The organism is Paenibacillus sp. Y301, assembly GCF_059445505.1.
Genome location: NZ_JCAIUL010000003.1, coordinates 1 through 14,159, shown reverse-complemented (window position 1 = coordinate 14,159; position 14,159 = coordinate 1). Strand labels below are relative to the sequence as shown.

Here is a 14,159-nt window from a genome sequence, read left to right as displayed (position 1 = left end):
TTAAATCACTTCTTAATACATCTAACTTTAATTTTCATATATAAACTGAAAGGAGTCAAATCCTAATGAAATGGGACGAATTTTTCGTTACCGGTGAACCGATGATTTACGGTGCGATGGCAAGTATTGTTCTTGCTACTATTGCAATCATCGTCGGTCTTACTTACTTTAAAAAATGGGGTTACCTATGGCGCGAATGGCTAACCACTGTAGATCATAAACGTATCGGGGTTATGTACATCCTTTCCGCTCTGATTATGTTGTTCCGTGGCGGGGTAGATGCCATCATGATGCGCTTTCAGACAGCCGTTCCCGAGAACAAGTTTCTGGATGCGCAACATTACAATGAGATTTTCACAACACATGGTCTGATCATGATTCTATTCATGGCTATGCCATTTATTATTGGTATTATGAATGTCGTCATACCGCTCCAGATTGGTGCAAGAGACGTTGCATTCCCACGTTTGAATGCTATTAGCTTCTGGCTTTTCTTCGCAGGTGCTATGTTGTTAAATCTTTCGTTTGTTATCGGAGGATCTCCAGATGCAGGTTGGTCAGCTTACTTCCCGCTTGCAAGTCTAGAGTTTAGTCCTACGGTAGGAAATAACTATTACTCTCTCGCTTTACAGATTTCAGGTATTGGTACATTGCTGACAGGGATTAACTTCATTGTAACGATCCTTAAGATGCGTGCACCAGGCATGAAGCTTATGCGGATGCCGATGTTTACTTGGTCATCCTTGATTACAAGTGTTATTATTACATTTGCTTTCCCAGTTCTTACAGTTGCACTTGCTCTAATGATGTTTGACCGAATCTTCGGATCTCAATTCTTTACCATGTCTAACGGTGGGATGGATATGTTATGGGCCAACCTATTCTGGGTATGGGGACATCCTGAAGTATATATCGTTATTCTTCCTGCATTCGGGATATTCAGTGAAATTATCGCGACATTCTCGAAGAAGAATTTGTACGGTTATACCTCCATGGTCTGGAGTATGGTCGTTATCTCACTCTTGTCCTTCTTAGTATGGGCGCATCACTTCTATACAATGGGTCAAGGCGCTATGGTCAATGGATTCTTCTCCATTACAACAATGGCGATATCCGTTCCTACAGGAGTCAAAATCTTTAACTGGCTATTTACCCTTCGTAAGGGTAAGATCAGCTTCACGACCCCGATGCTCTATTCACTTGCCTTTATTCCAATTTTCACAATTGGTGGTGTAACGGGTGTCATGCTAGCTATGGCTAGTGCCGATTATCAATATCATAATACGATGTTCTTGGTAGCCCATTTCCACTATGTTCTCATTCCTGGTACAGTCTTTGCCGTTATTGCGGGCTTCCACTATTGGTTCCCTAAGGTATTCGGCTTCAAACTTAATGACCGTCTTGGAAAACATGCATTCTGGTGGATTGCAGTTTCATTTAACGTAACCTTCTTCCCACTATTCTTCCTAGGATTGAAAGGGATGGTACGTCGTACGTATACCTATTCAGCAGAAACAGGCTTTGGTCCACTCAACTTACTTTCGTTTGCTGGTGCACTAGGTCTTGCCTTCGGTTTCATCATACTTGTGTATAATATTTACTACAGTATCCGTTATAGTCCACGTGACACAAATGGAGATCCATGGGATGCACGTACGTTGGAATGGGCAACAAGTAGCCCGATTCCTGCATACAACTTCGCTATAACTCCAAACGTCAAGGGTAGAGATGCATTGTGGTCTGCTAAACATGATAACCAACCTATCTTTGATGGTGAGATCGAACCGATCCACTTACCAAGTAATAGTGGTAAACCAGTTATTCTTGCGGGTATCTTCTTCGCCTTTGGATTCTCATTAGTATTCAGTTGGTTTATTCCAGCGATTATATTTGGTATCGGAATTATAATCGTAATGGCTACAATGTCCTTCGACCGAGATCATGGCATTATCATATCCGTCGAAGAAATTATTGAAACAGAAAAGAAATTGCGGGGTGAAACGCTATGAAAATAGATGCCACTAAACCGCTTGAGTATGGGTCAGAGGAGAATAGTAACAAGGTCTTTGGTTTTTGGATCTTTCTAGGAGCTGAAATTGCTCTCTTCGCCACCTTATTCACCGTGTATTTCGTTTTAGTGAATCGTTATGCAACTGGTCCAAATGGTCCTGAGTTGTTCGAATTATCAGGTGTTCTATGGGAAACATTCTTGCTACTTACAAGTAGCTTTACAATTGGTCTAGCAGTTCACAGTATGAGACTTGGTTTGAAGAAACCGATGATGATCTTCTTTGGTCTTACGTTGCTCATGGGTCTAGGTTTCCTTGGCATTGAAATCACGGAATTCTTCACTTATGTACATGAAGGAGCAACATTATCGACAAGTGCCTTTACATCCAGCTTATTCGTACTACTAGGAACACATGGAGCTCACGTAAGCTTTGGTATATTATGGGGAGCATCTATCTTACTCCAAGTTAAGAGACAAGGGTTTACATTGGCAACTGCCAATAAATCCTTTATCTTCTCTCTTTACTGGCATTTCCTAGACGTTGTCTGGATCTTTATCTTTAGCTTTGTTTACCTGAAAGGACTGATGTGACATGATGAAACAGCTATTTCCAATTCGCCATGTAATGGGCTATCTATCCTCCCTCATCCTTTCGGCCATTGCATTAACTGCTTTACTTGATATTCCTTTTGCTTCTAAGATGGCGATCTTAGTTGTTACAGCCATCATACAGGCTTCCTTGCAGCTGTTTGTGTTCATGCACATTAGTGAAATGGCTAGTACCAAAAAGGAACTCTACATCAATATTGCCTATGCTCTTTTCGTTGGTCTGGTCACGATCTTTGGATCGATGTTCATCTTCGTATGGGGCTGGTATAATTAATTAGAGATGTTTATAATGAGAAATGCAGCTTCTCCTACAATGGTAGGCAAGCTGCATTTTTCATTACATAATATATGGCGAGGATTGATACAAATGGAATTTACAGCAGATCAAGTGGCTGAATGGATGGCATCCGAATTAAAGGATAAAGGTAAATTAAATCAAATCGATGCGGTTAAGCATATCTTTGACAACTTCGGTGAAGACTTTATTTACGTGAATGATAATGGCAACCAATCCATATCCAAAGATGTTAAAAAGGCCTTTAAAAAGTTACACAATGGACGAGCAGCGTGGGATCGTGACGGTTTCTTCTGGTATTGGACCTAATCTCTTTATACTTTTCTGTAACAAAAAGGTGCTGGAATGATCCAGCACCTTTTAATGTTTTTTATATTTTATATAACGTCTTCAATCTCTTCTATTTTAATTCTGACTCAGTAGCTTTAATGAAATATTGGACGGATCTTTCACGAACCAACCACCGTCATGATAAGTTACAGTAGTCCCCGCATTCTTTAATTGTACGATCACAGCATCAAGATCAGCATGAGTAGGCAGGACTAATGTGAAATGATCTAATCCTACGGCTTCATCTGGTGCAGGCGGAGCCCCGACTCCAGCCCAGGTATTCAATCCAATGTGGTGATGGTACCCTCCTGCAGATATAAATAACGCCATTCCCCCATAATGAGCGGTAACATCAAACCCCAGAATACCGCAGTAGAATTCCTCTGCCTTTTGCAGGTCAGATACATGGAAATGTACATGTCCAATGATAGTGCCTTCCGCTAACCCGCTCCAAGACTTCCCTTCGGATATCGCAAGTAAGCCATCTACATCAACTGGATCAGTTGTCATGATATATTCCCCAGCTGCATCACGTTTCCAGCTATCCTTGGGTCGATCTGCATAGATCTCAATACCATTGTTATCAGGATCATTAATATACAGAGCCTCACTCACTAGATGATCTCCTTGGCCTACATCTATGTTATTTTTAATTAAATTTTTCAACGATAATCCCAAAGAAACTCGATCTGGCACCAGAATGGCGAAATGATATAACCCTGCTACAGACCTTTCAGGAAGAACTACAGCATTCGCTATTTGCTCTAATATTAACAAAGGATGTCTACCGTCTACCGTAAGCTCTGCCATATTCTCCGTTTGGTTCAGAATTCGTAATCCTACGACCTCTGTATAAAAAGTAACGGAACGTTTCAGATCGCTAATCTTAAGTTTCACTAAGCCAATCTCAGTACTTGGATGTATTTGGTGTGTCATAACCATCTTCCTCTCGCTAATTATTACGATCATATTTAAGCAATATATTTGTAATAGAAATATTTATTTAATAAGATAAATTTATCATGATTGTTTTGCTTAGTCAATATTTATTTGGTATTATAAATAAAAAGATTCAATTAGGAGAGATTATTATGGATATTGGTTCAAATATCCGGTCCATTCGCAAAAGGAAAAACTGGTCTATTCAGCAAATATGTGAACGTACTGGATTATCACAAGGATTTATGAGTCAAGTAGAGAACAATAAGACATCCCCATCCATAGCTACTTTAGATAGCATTGCCCAAGCATTACACGTACCACTCGCATTTCTTCTATTAAAGAACGAAGAACGAATGCAAATCATACGCAAAGACGAACGACGAAAGACTATTCACGGTAAGAAGAACTTTGAAGTTGAACATCTAACGAATCGTGGTAATGTACGAATGATGCTAGTTGAGATGCCCCCAGGCGCCTCAACAGAGGATACTCATGCGCATGCAGGTGAAGAGATGCATTTCATCATACAAGGCACCTTATACGTCGAACAAGGGGAAGATTCTGCTACTCTAAGTGCGGGCGACTCTTTTAGTTGGAAAGCCTGCATACCTCATTACGTTAAGAATGTAGGGAATGAAGTAGCCATCGTATTAATCTCCATTAATAACGATTCAGACGGTGAAGTGTATTAGAATTATTATGATCTCTTCATGTATACATTCCATAAGCTGTAGAAGCTTAAGTGGCGGTAATTTTGGGCCGTGGAATAGGGACGTATTCTGTAATACATCGATTGAAGTAATGCGTTCGTTGTTGCGTGGATCGAAGTATTACAATCTTTGTTACGTCAATTGACGTAATGCGTTCCCCGATACGTGGATCGAAGTAATACGTTCCTTGTTCGTCAATCGAGGTAATGCAATCCTTGTTACATGGATCGGTGGTATCTCAATCTAGGTAATGCAGTCGTGTTACGCTAACCAAGGTAATGCAGTCCGCGTTATGTTAACCGAGGTAATGCAGTCCGCGTTACGCCAATCGGTGGGTCTCAATCGATATAATACAGTCCTTCTAACCCCACATGGTGGCTGATCATTTCATTTAACAGGAAATTTGTAGCTAAGTGTTCTGCTAAGAGTGTACAAGTCATAAATAACAGGAGAATTCCTGTTATTTCATGTTCCTTTTAACAAATATCGCCTACTTGATGAATTGCAAATTCAAGTTACACTCATATTCGTATTGAATATTCAATATTGTTATTGTTATTTGGCATTTCTTTTCCAAGTATTTAGAGACTGAACAAAATCAGAAGTTGTAAGTCTCCTAACCACAAATATTACTTTTCGCTCGCATAACACCTATAGTCTTCGTTATTAGTTAGTATTAGCTATTAGCCTTGATACTTGCGTCGCCATAGGCCTTGAACGTTACATCAATATTGTTAAGTTCCTCAATGTGTAGCGAGTATCCACTAACTGTTTTCTATTTAAATTACCTCCACTACTTTCTATTTACCTTATATCAACTATTTCACTTTCCCCTACTCAATTCTATTTACTTTATACCCACTCCTTTTCATTACTTTCACCGACTCTTTTCCACTTTCCTTATATCTACTCTTCTATTACCTTATCAACTATTTCCCATTTACCTTATCCAATATACTAAACAAAATACCAGAGCTACGCGACACATCTCGTTCGATGTTAACCAGATGCATGTGTAGCTATATATATATATTTATCTATATATCCGATCGTTTCCTTTCTTCAATCCTTCACTCATCAAATTTGCATGACAAAAAAACAGCCCTACCCCACTTTCACCCTTCAAAGTTGAGGACGCGCTGTCCGTGATCACGATACGTAATCAAGAGACCAACATTGATTCCTCTATTTACTTATATCCAAAGTATGTTATATTGGATGGGTTATTAATTGAATAAGACCTTTGTATTTCACTAGGGGAGTCTAACGACTGAGATGGAGCTAAGAATTTCCGGACCCTTGGAACCTGATCTGGATTATACCAGCGGAGGGAAGTGGAACGAAATCTTCAACTCATGCGATGATTAGCTTGATTGGACTTTTTGACCCACTCATTTCCCTCCGGAAATGGTTGGGTCTTTATTTGTTTATTTTACAGAAAGCGAGGGGATCCCACCAATTTTATCACTACATGATTTATCCTACTCTTTTGCACACCGACCTAATGAATCTCCGCTGTTTCAACAGTTGTCCCTCCAAGTTCATGCAGGTGAATTCATTTCCATTATTGGAGCAAGTGGTTGTGGCAAGAGTACCCTATTCAAGTTAATCGCTGGACTTTTAGAGCCCCTAAGTGGGGAAATTCGGATACATGGAGAACAAGTCACACATCGATTAGGAACAGTCGCATATATGCCTCAAAAGGATCTCCTTCTACCCTGGCGAACCGTTCTAGACAATTGTCTACTCCCTTGGGAGCTTAATCGAGAACAATCCCGTAGAAACAAAGAGGATACTATCACAGAGATTAAGGAAATCTTACACCGCCTCGGCTTAGGAAAATATGAACTTGCCTTTCCAGATGAATTATCCGGTGGTATGCGACAACGTGTCGCTTTTCTCAGAACACTAATTACGGGCCAAGATTTAATGCTACTAGATGAACCCTTTGGTGCACTTGACGCCATGACAAAAAGAGACATGCATCGTTGGTTACTTGAACTTTGGGATGAGCTACATAAGACGGTTCTCTTCATTACACATGATTTAGAAGAAGCTATTCTATTAAGTGACCGAATCTTCCTTATGTCCCATGACAGTGATCAAGGAATACAAGAAATCGTCGTAAATCTCCCTAGACCGAGACATTACGAAATGAACTACGACCCTCAGTTTATAGAATTGAGACAGAATTTGGAGAGACGACTACATGTTACTTAAACGCTGGGCACTTGATTATGGATGGTTTGTACTTGTCTTACTTGTACTCTTACTATCTTGGGAGTCCGTTGTCACATTAGGCTGGGTCCCTTCTTTTATTATTCCCGCGCCAAGCTCAATTGTCCGTGCATTATTCAACAATCGGCAGCTATTGCTTGGTCAACATTTGATCGCTACTTTAGAAGAGGTTTCTTTAGGTTTTATATTCTCTGTCATCGTTGGCACTATTTTGGCTACGGCTATGCATATCTTTCGTTCAATTGAGAAAGCTTTCTATCCTTTCTTGATTATTAGCCAGACTATACCTTTAATCGCACTTTCTCCTATCTTCATCATGTGGTTTGGTTACACCCTTTGGAGCAAAGTTGCCGTGATCTTCCTGACGGCCTTCTTTCCGATCGTTGTGAGTACTTATGATGGCCTTAAGAAGGGTGATCGCGATTATATAGAGCTACTGATGACGATGGGAGCTAACCGTTGGGATATTCTTCGGAAGATTGAAGTTCCGCTGGCCTTGCCTTCCTTTTTCTCAGGACTGAAGCTCTCCATCGTATATTGTGTCGTGGGAGCTACCATTGGCGAATGGTTAGGAGGTACGAAGGGGTTAGGTTACTTTAGTCGTCGAATGTCGAGCAATATGCATACAGATGCCATGTTCGCATTCATACTTATCCTCTCTTTACTTGGCATTTCCCTTTTTATGTTGATTGTAATCTTAGAGAAACAATTTCTTAAGAGGAGAGGAACTACGAAATGACATCAACTAGGAAAGCAACGATAACCATACTACTAATATGCACTCTTTTATCAATCACAGGTTGTCGTTATGGAACGAGTTCACAGCAGCAAGTCACTTCGCAACTCTCTTCATCTGCGGAAAAAGAACAACTTCAAGACCTATCGATCATGCTCGATTGGTATCCAAATGCTGTTCATTCCTTCTTGTACGCAGCACAAAAGAATGGATATTTCGCGGAACAAGGATTAAACGTTACGATTCAAATGCCAGCAGATACCAACGACTCTTTAAAATTAGTTGCCGCTGGACAAATTGATCTGTCCCTTAGCTATCAACCACAGGTACTTATGGCACGCGGTGAACATATTCCAGTGAAATCGATCTCCGCAATCGTGAGACATCCGCTCAATCATCTCATGGTGCCTGCTGATGGAACAATTATTCCCCTAAAGACCTAGTAGGTACAACCGTTGGATACTCGTCCATTCCTCTATATGAAGCGATGATTAGGAACGATGGAGGAGATCCTGAGAAGGTCAACATGGTCAATCTAGGTTATGATCTGATTCCATCAATCGCTACTTCAAAAGTTGATGCCATAATGGGTGGTTTCATCAATCACGAACAACTGATCCTAGCTAAGCAAGGGCACCCCATGCTCGCTATGAATCCTACAGATTATGGAGTACCCGATTATTATGAACTCGTACTTGTCGCAAGCGATCAAGGTATGAAAGAGAACCATGAGCTATTGGCTAAATTTATTACAGCCATTGGCGAAGGGCAAGAATACATACAACAACATCCTGATCAAGCTCTTTCTATACTTTTCGAACATGAAGACCAGACATCACCACTCGATAAAGAAATAGAAACGAAGAGCTTACAGATTCTATTACCTCTTATGGACCCTGAAGGCCATCCTTTCGGATACCAAGCTCCAGAATCATGGAAGAACGTTTAACAATGGTTAATCAGTAACAAGCTGCTATCCAAATCGATAGACGTTAATGATGCATTTATCAATTTCTAATTCATTCTAAGGAGGAAATAATGATGTCATTTCTACAAAAGGTACGTCAAAAGAATCCACTTGTTCACAACATAACCAATACGGTAGTTACCAATTTCACTGCAAATGGGTTACTTGCCTTAGGTGCCTCCCCCTTTATGGCAGATGGCCAAGAAGAAGTTGCCGAAGTGGCAAAACTTGCAGATGCCGTTCTACTCAACATGGGTACTCTGAATGAACGGATTGTAGAATCAATCCTTATCGCAGGTCAATCAGCCAATGAGAATCATGTTCCCGTCGTTTTTGATCCAGTCGGTGCAGGTGCTACTTCCTATCGCACGACTATAGCACAACAAATATCTCAAGAAGTTAAACTTACCGTACTTCGCGGAAATGTCGCTGAAGTAGCCCATGTTGTTGGTGAGAAATGGTCCATTAAAGGGGTCGATGCTGGTTCGGGTGAGGGTAATGTGATTCAGTTAGCGCAAAAGGCAGCTCTTAAATTAGATTGTATTGTAGTCGTTACTGGTCAAGATGATATCATTGCAGACGGACAGACTACCTATATTGCTAGTAACGGTCATCGGATGATGACACAAGTTACGGGATCCGGATGTTTACTTGGGTCTGTGATTGCAGCCTTTTTAAGCGTTGCTGAACATCAAGACTTAGAATCCGTTTTAGAGGCTGTTACCTTCTATGGCATTGCAGCAGAAATAGCCGCTGAGCACACACTAACTCAAGGACCTGGAAGTTTTCAGATCGAATTCTTGAATCAATTAGCGATGGTATCTCCAGAAGTTGTTCAACAAAGAGCTATCATTCACAAACTTTAATAGAGAGTATTACAGTTCTGGCATACAAAACATACGAAGAAATTAGAAGCAAATGAATTGGAGGTTACACTATGAGTATATATAAAGCTTTGACCATTGCAGGTTCAGATAGCGGAGGCGGCGCTGGCATTCAGGCGGATGTGAAGACATTTCAAGAATTAGGTGTATACGGAATGACGTCCATTACTGCGCTAACCGCACAGAATACGTTAGGAGTTCAAGGGGTCTTCCCTTCAAGTATCGAAGCCGTTACGATGCAGTTAGACTCCATTGGGCTTGATTTAAGACCTGATTCCTTAAAGACGGGGATGTTATTTAGCAAAGAGATTATTCGAATCGTTGCTGATAAAATACGGCAGTACAATTGGTCGAACTTGGTCATTGATCCTGTTATGGTGGCCAAAGGTGGCTCTCCTCTGTTGCAACAAGAAGCCGTTCAATCCGTTATTCGAGCTCTGCTCCCACTTGCTCTTGTAACCACGCCTAACGTACCTGAAGCAGAGATACTTACCGGAATGACGATTCAATCCCTAAGTGATCGGGAAGAAGCTGCTAAGGTCATCTATCAGATGGGTAGTCAGTATGTCGTGATGAAAGGTGGACATGATGCTTCTACCGAACAAGTTGTGGATCTACTCTATGATGGACATGAATATATTTATATGGAGAATACGCGAATTGAGACGAGACATACGCATGGTACGGGTTGTACCTATTCAGCAGCCATAACAGCAGAATTAGCCAAAGGGAAATCTGTACTTGAAGCTGTTCAGATTGCGAAATCATTCATTCAATCGGCGATTGAAGATCAATTAGGTATCGGTTCAGGTCATGGTCCTACGAACCATTTTGCATACCAGAGAAGACAACGGGGTGAAGAATATGTCTCCCGCTGATGCTAAGTTCAATGCCATTCGTTCATCGCTCAGACTTTACTTCATTATGGGAAGTATCAACTGCCACAAGGATCCTGTAGACGTGTTGTTCGAGGCGATCTCTGGCGGTATTACCATGTTTCAATTTCGTGAAAAGGGTCCTGACGCATTAGTCGGACAAGCTAAGCTTGCATTAGCCCAACAACTCCAGAAGTTATGTCGGGAACACCGAATCCCATTCATCGTGAACGATGATATTAATCTAGCTATTGCTATTGACGCGGATGGTGTCCATGTTGGGCAAGATGATGAACCCGCAAGTTCCATCCGTAAAAAGTTAGGTCCCCACACGATCATCGGTGTATCTGCTCATACGATCGAAGAAGTTCAGCAAGCGATCCAAGATGGAGCTAACTATTTGGGTATAGGTCCTATTTATCCAACGCAATCCAAAGATGATGCCCAGGCAGTACAGGGTACAAGACTTCTTCATGACATACGTACACAAGGTATTGATATTCCCTTAGTTGGAATAGGTGGAATCACATCAGATAATGCTTCAGCTATAATCATGGCGGGCGCAGATGGCGTCTCTGTTATATCAGCTATAGCAAGCGCCGATTCTATTAGGGATGCTGCTGCTGAGTTCATTCGGAAGACAGATATTCGACAATAGAACATCGCTTCTTATAAAGCAAGGGGCTCCTAAGCCAGTTATAACCATAGCACAGGGGTCCCTTTTTTCAATAACTATAATTTTAACGTAAAAAATACCCATTCAACCATCCTCACTCAGGAGCGGTCACGATTTCATGTACTATTTTATTGATAGATCAACCTATTCTGTACTACAACAAATCTGCTTCAAATTGAAGTCCGATCTGTCTTCTTGCCTCCTCCATCACCTCTGCAACAATCAGTGAATTGGCAAGTGAATTTACGTTGCTATCTCGTTGATTACTCTGCAATAACCTGATGAACTCTTGAATTTCATAATACATTGGCTTATGTGCATCTGGTTGATTAAGGTCTTCAATCGTACCATCACTATAATGAATCTTAATATCTTGTGGTGAACTAATTTTATCCATAACCAGCGTCCCGTTTTCTCCCTGAATTTCTACAGGCAGATAGGAATCCGTAATTTTAGAATGCATAATCACTGCATCCATCTTGTTGTATCGTATAACCATACTTCCTTCTCCGTCTGCCCCAGTCGATAGTAATACACCCACAGCTTCAATGGATTCTGGTTTGCCGAAGAGAGTCACCATTGGATAAATACAATAGACACCCAAATCCATTAATGAGCCACTAGAGTATGCTGGATTGAAGACATTTGGAATACTTCCACTTCCATTCTGTAATTCTTCATAGCTAGATGTATACCGGCAGAAACTTGCAAAATAGCGTCGTACCCGCCCTATTTTATACAAGTTATCTTTCAAGATCTGATAACACGGCATGAGTGTCGATTTCATAGCTTCCATTAACAGAACATCATTTGTTCGGGCTGTATCTATCATCTCTACAAGCTCTTTCACATTCGAAGCCATAGGTTTCTCGCATAAGACATGTTTACCGTGATTCATACATACGATAGCTTGTTTAGCATGAAGTGAATTAGGACTCGCAATATAGACAGCATCTACTTCATCACTCGATACCATTTCCTCCAAGTTCGTGTACACGTGTGGAATATCATATTTATTTGCAAAAGTTCTCCCTTTTTCCTCTGTACGTGAGTAAACTGCACTTAATTTAAAAAATTCTGACTCGATCCCTGCTTGAACGAAACGTTCCGTTATCCAGTTGGTTCCAATGATTCCAAACCGTATCATCGTGATCACCTTCCATCTCTTTTTAAAGTCTTACTTATATATAACGGCTTGTTCGAGGAATTGTACACCCTTTTGTTCAAATAATAGAAAATAATTCTACATTCTTTGTGCAAAATAACCAAAACCAGTTATACTTATTTTGGAAAATAATGATATAGAAAGAAGTGTGCTTATCATGTCTTTTGAAATCGTAGAGGCCACGATCTCAGATATTCAAGCTGCCCCAGAGTCAGGCGATATCACTTCTAGGAATCTAGTCCTCATGTATCTTGATCGTATAGCACATCATGATTAGAATAGCCTGACGATTAACTCCGTGCTAGAGATCAATCCAGATGTTCTATTCATTGCGGAGGCCTTAGATAGCGAACGGGCATTACAAGGCGCTCGAGGAGCACTCCACGGGATTCCGAAATTATTGAAAGATAATTATAAATACCGGAGATAAAATGCATACCAGTGCAGGCTCACTCGCGCTAGCCAACTCTTTTGCAGAAGACGACACCTATATCGTTACAAAACTTCGACAATCTGGAGCCATTATTCGTAAAGCACCTAATTTAAATTGTTTTCTATAATTACTGGCCTAATTGAAAAAAAAATTATATAAACAAAAAAGAGCTACGGGGAAACCGCAGCTCTTTCTGTTTAAAACTAACTATTCGCTTATTAATCTCTAAGCGGGTGATGGGAATCGAACCCACGCTATCAGCTTGGAAGGCTGAAGTTCTACCATTGAACTACACCCGCAAAAATAAAATATCGGGACGACACGATTTGAACATGCGACCCCCTGGACCCAAACCAGGTGCTCTACCAAGCTGAGCTACGTCCCGATGTTATGAAATGATTATGCCATTCAGTCATTCCAATGAAAAGATGGTGCGCGTGGAGGGACTTGAACCCCCACGTCGTGAAACGCTAGATCCTAAGTCTAGTGCGTCTGCCAATTCCGCCACACGCGCACAATTTAAAAAATATGGTGGGACATGAAGGGTTCGAACCTTCGACACCCTGATTAAGAGTCAGGTGCTCTACCAACTGAGCTAATGTCCCTTGTAAAAAATGGCGGAACCGACGGGATTCGAACCCGCGATCTCCTGCGTGACAGGCAGGCATGTTAGGCCAACTACACCACGGTTCCACATTGAATATATTCCTCTAAGGAATAAAATTGGTTGCGGGGGCAGGATTTGAACCTGCGGCCTTCGGGTTATGAGCCCGACGAGCTACCGGGCTGCTCCACCCCGCGTCATTGTAAAATATGCTATTGGTGACCCGTAGGGGAATCGAACCCCTGTTACCTCCGTGAAAGGGAGGTGTCTTAACCGCTTGACCAACGGGCCACATATGTAAGACTCTGTCTGGCGGAGAGAGAGGGATTCGAACCCTCGAGACGCTTGTGGCGCCTACACGATTTCCAATCGTGCTCCTTCGGCCAGCTCGGACACCTCTCCATATATGGCTCCCCGAACAGGACTCGAACCTGTGACAACTCGATTAACAGTCGAGTGCTCTACCAACTGAGCTATCAGGGAATATAAGCAATTGCTTCATATATGTAAACTATAAAACATGAGTGACACATACATGTACACATGTGATGTAGAATACTCGCTTGGCGGCGTCCTACTCTCCCAGGACCCTGCGGTCCAAGTACCATCGGCGCTGGAGGACTTAACGGTCGTGTTCGGGATGGGTACGTGTGGAACCCCTCCGCTATCGCCACCAAACGGGAT

Annotated in this window: 14 protein-coding genes, 9 tRNA genes, 1 rRNA gene and 1 riboswitch; of the genes, 12 read left to right on the top strand and 12 right to left on the bottom strand. The window is 41.5% G+C overall.

Annotated elements, in window-relative coordinates; translation table 11 throughout:
• The first annotated feature begins 65 nt into the window (after nucleotides 1-65).
• The 4 genes from qoxB to AC1D69_RS06400 all read left to right on the top strand — a co-directional run bounded on the left by qoxB (nucleotide 66) and on the right by AC1D69_RS06400 (nucleotide 3,224).
• Entirely contained in the window at nucleotides 66-2,009 is a 1,944-nt protein-coding gene (gene qoxB, locus AC1D69_RS06415; protein WP_495455323.1) for a cytochrome aa3 quinol oxidase subunit I, read from the top strand.
• The gene (locus AC1D69_RS06410; protein WP_495455322.1) at nucleotides 2,006-2,602 is read left to right on the top strand and encodes a cytochrome (ubi)quinol oxidase subunit III; all 597 of its coding nucleotides are present in this window, start codon (nucleotides 2,006-2,008) and stop codon (nucleotides 2,600-2,602) included. Before qoxB ends, AC1D69_RS06410 begins: the two co-directional genes overlap by 4 nt.
• A 4-nt stretch (nucleotides 2,603-2,606) precedes the next feature.
• On the top strand, nucleotides 2,607-2,894 hold the full coding sequence (gene qoxD / locus AC1D69_RS06405) for a cytochrome aa3 quinol oxidase subunit IV (protein ID WP_495455668.1): 288 nt from the start codon (nucleotides 2,607-2,609) through the stop codon (nucleotides 2,892-2,894).
• A gap of 93 nt (nucleotides 2,895-2,987) precedes the next feature.
• The gene (locus AC1D69_RS06400; RefSeq protein ID WP_495455321.1) at nucleotides 2,988-3,224 is read left to right on the top strand and encodes a DUF6953 family protein; all 237 of its coding nucleotides are present in this window, start codon (nucleotides 2,988-2,990) and stop codon (nucleotides 3,222-3,224) included.
• Between the two features lie 96 nt (nucleotides 3,225-3,320).
• Here the strand turns inward: AC1D69_RS06400 and AC1D69_RS06395 are convergent, their stop codons facing one another.
• Nucleotides 3,321-4,181 (bottom strand): VOC family protein, encoded by an 861-nt coding sequence (locus tag AC1D69_RS06395; protein ID WP_495455320.1) that lies wholly within the window; start codon nucleotides 4,179-4,181, stop codon nucleotides 3,321-3,323.
• A gap of 155 nt (nucleotides 4,182-4,336) precedes the next feature.
• Here AC1D69_RS06395 and AC1D69_RS06390 point away from each other — a divergent pair, with 155 nt between their 5' ends.
• The 8 genes from AC1D69_RS06390 (at nucleotide 4,337) to thiE (ending at nucleotide 11,255) form a co-directional block, all read left to right on the top strand.
• Nucleotides 4,337-4,879, top strand: a complete 543-nt coding sequence (locus tag AC1D69_RS06390; protein WP_495455319.1) for a helix-turn-helix domain-containing protein — start codon at nucleotides 4,337-4,339, stop codon at nucleotides 4,877-4,879.
• A gap of 1,263 nt (nucleotides 4,880-6,142) precedes the next feature.
• A riboswitch (TPP riboswitch) is annotated at nucleotides 6,143-6,247 on the top strand.
• Between the two features lie 57 nt (nucleotides 6,248-6,304).
• Nucleotides 6,305-7,117, top strand: a complete 813-nt coding sequence (locus AC1D69_RS06385; RefSeq protein ID WP_495455318.1) for an ABC transporter ATP-binding protein — start codon at nucleotides 6,305-6,307, stop codon at nucleotides 7,115-7,117.
• Nucleotides 7,107-7,874, top strand: coding sequence for an ABC transporter permease (locus tag AC1D69_RS06380; RefSeq protein ID WP_495455317.1), 768 nt, complete (start codon nucleotides 7,107-7,109; stop codon nucleotides 7,872-7,874). Before AC1D69_RS06385 ends, AC1D69_RS06380 begins: the two co-directional genes overlap by 11 nt.
• Entirely contained in the window at nucleotides 7,871-8,314 is a 444-nt protein-coding gene (locus AC1D69_RS06375; RefSeq protein WP_495455316.1) for an ABC transporter substrate-binding protein, read from the top strand. The genes AC1D69_RS06380 and AC1D69_RS06375 overlap by 4 nt, the downstream gene beginning before the upstream one ends.
• Nucleotides 8,315-8,358: 44 nt before the next feature.
• Nucleotides 8,359-8,820, top strand: coding sequence for an ABC transporter substrate-binding protein (locus tag AC1D69_RS06370; protein WP_495455315.1), 462 nt, complete (start codon nucleotides 8,359-8,361; stop codon nucleotides 8,818-8,820).
• 92 nt (nucleotides 8,821-8,912) lie between these two features.
• On the top strand, nucleotides 8,913-9,704 hold the full coding sequence (gene thiM / locus AC1D69_RS06365; protein WP_495455667.1) for a hydroxyethylthiazole kinase: 792 nt from the start codon (nucleotides 8,913-8,915) through the stop codon (nucleotides 9,702-9,704).
• Between the two features lie 71 nt (nucleotides 9,705-9,775).
• The gene (thiD, locus tag AC1D69_RS06360; protein ID WP_495455314.1) at nucleotides 9,776-10,600 is read left to right on the top strand and encodes a bifunctional hydroxymethylpyrimidine kinase/phosphomethylpyrimidine kinase; all 825 of its coding nucleotides are present in this window, start codon (nucleotides 9,776-9,778) and stop codon (nucleotides 10,598-10,600) included.
• Nucleotides 10,587-11,255, top strand: a complete 669-nt coding sequence (gene thiE / locus AC1D69_RS06355; RefSeq protein ID WP_495455666.1) for a thiamine phosphate synthase — start codon at nucleotides 10,587-10,589, stop codon at nucleotides 11,253-11,255. The genes thiD and thiE overlap by 14 nt, the downstream gene beginning before the upstream one ends.
• A gap of 172 nt (nucleotides 11,256-11,427) precedes the next feature.
• On the opposite strand, the gene AC1D69_RS06350 is transcribed toward thiE, so the two are convergent.
• The 11 genes from AC1D69_RS06350 to rrf all read right to left on the bottom strand — a co-directional run bounded on the left by AC1D69_RS06350 (nucleotide 11,428) and on the right by rrf (nucleotide 14,153).
• The gene (locus AC1D69_RS06350; protein ID WP_495455313.1) at nucleotides 11,428-12,420 is read right to left on the bottom strand and encodes a Gfo/Idh/MocA family protein; all 993 of its coding nucleotides are present in this window, start codon (nucleotides 12,418-12,420) and stop codon (nucleotides 11,428-11,430) included.
• Nucleotides 12,421-13,099: 679 nt separating this feature from the next.
• Nucleotides 13,100-13,170, bottom strand: a tRNA-Gly gene (locus AC1D69_RS06345).
• A gap of 12 nt (nucleotides 13,171-13,182) precedes the next feature.
• A tRNA-Pro gene (locus tag AC1D69_RS06340) sits at nucleotides 13,183-13,256 on the bottom strand.
• Between the two features lie 44 nt (nucleotides 13,257-13,300).
• Nucleotides 13,301-13,385 (bottom strand) — tRNA-Leu (locus AC1D69_RS06335).
• 15 nt (nucleotides 13,386-13,400) lie between these two features.
• Nucleotides 13,401-13,476: transfer RNA gene (locus AC1D69_RS06330), tRNA-Lys, on the bottom strand.
• Nucleotides 13,477-13,486: 10 nt separating this feature from the next.
• A tRNA-Asp gene (locus AC1D69_RS06325) sits at nucleotides 13,487-13,564 on the bottom strand.
• A 31-nt stretch (nucleotides 13,565-13,595) separates the two neighbouring features.
• Nucleotides 13,596-13,672, bottom strand: a tRNA-Met gene (locus tag AC1D69_RS06320).
• Nucleotides 13,673-13,691: 19 nt separating this feature from the next.
• Nucleotides 13,692-13,766, bottom strand: a tRNA-Glu gene (locus AC1D69_RS06315).
• 19 nt (nucleotides 13,767-13,785) lie between these two features.
• A tRNA-Ser gene (locus tag AC1D69_RS06310) sits at nucleotides 13,786-13,877 on the bottom strand.
• A gap of 5 nt (nucleotides 13,878-13,882) precedes the next feature.
• Nucleotides 13,883-13,958, bottom strand: a tRNA-Asn gene (locus AC1D69_RS06305).
• 78 nt (nucleotides 13,959-14,036) lie between these two features.
• Nucleotides 14,037-14,153, bottom strand: a 5S ribosomal RNA gene (rrf, locus tag AC1D69_RS06300).
• Between the last annotated feature and the right edge of the window lie 6 nt (nucleotides 14,154-14,159).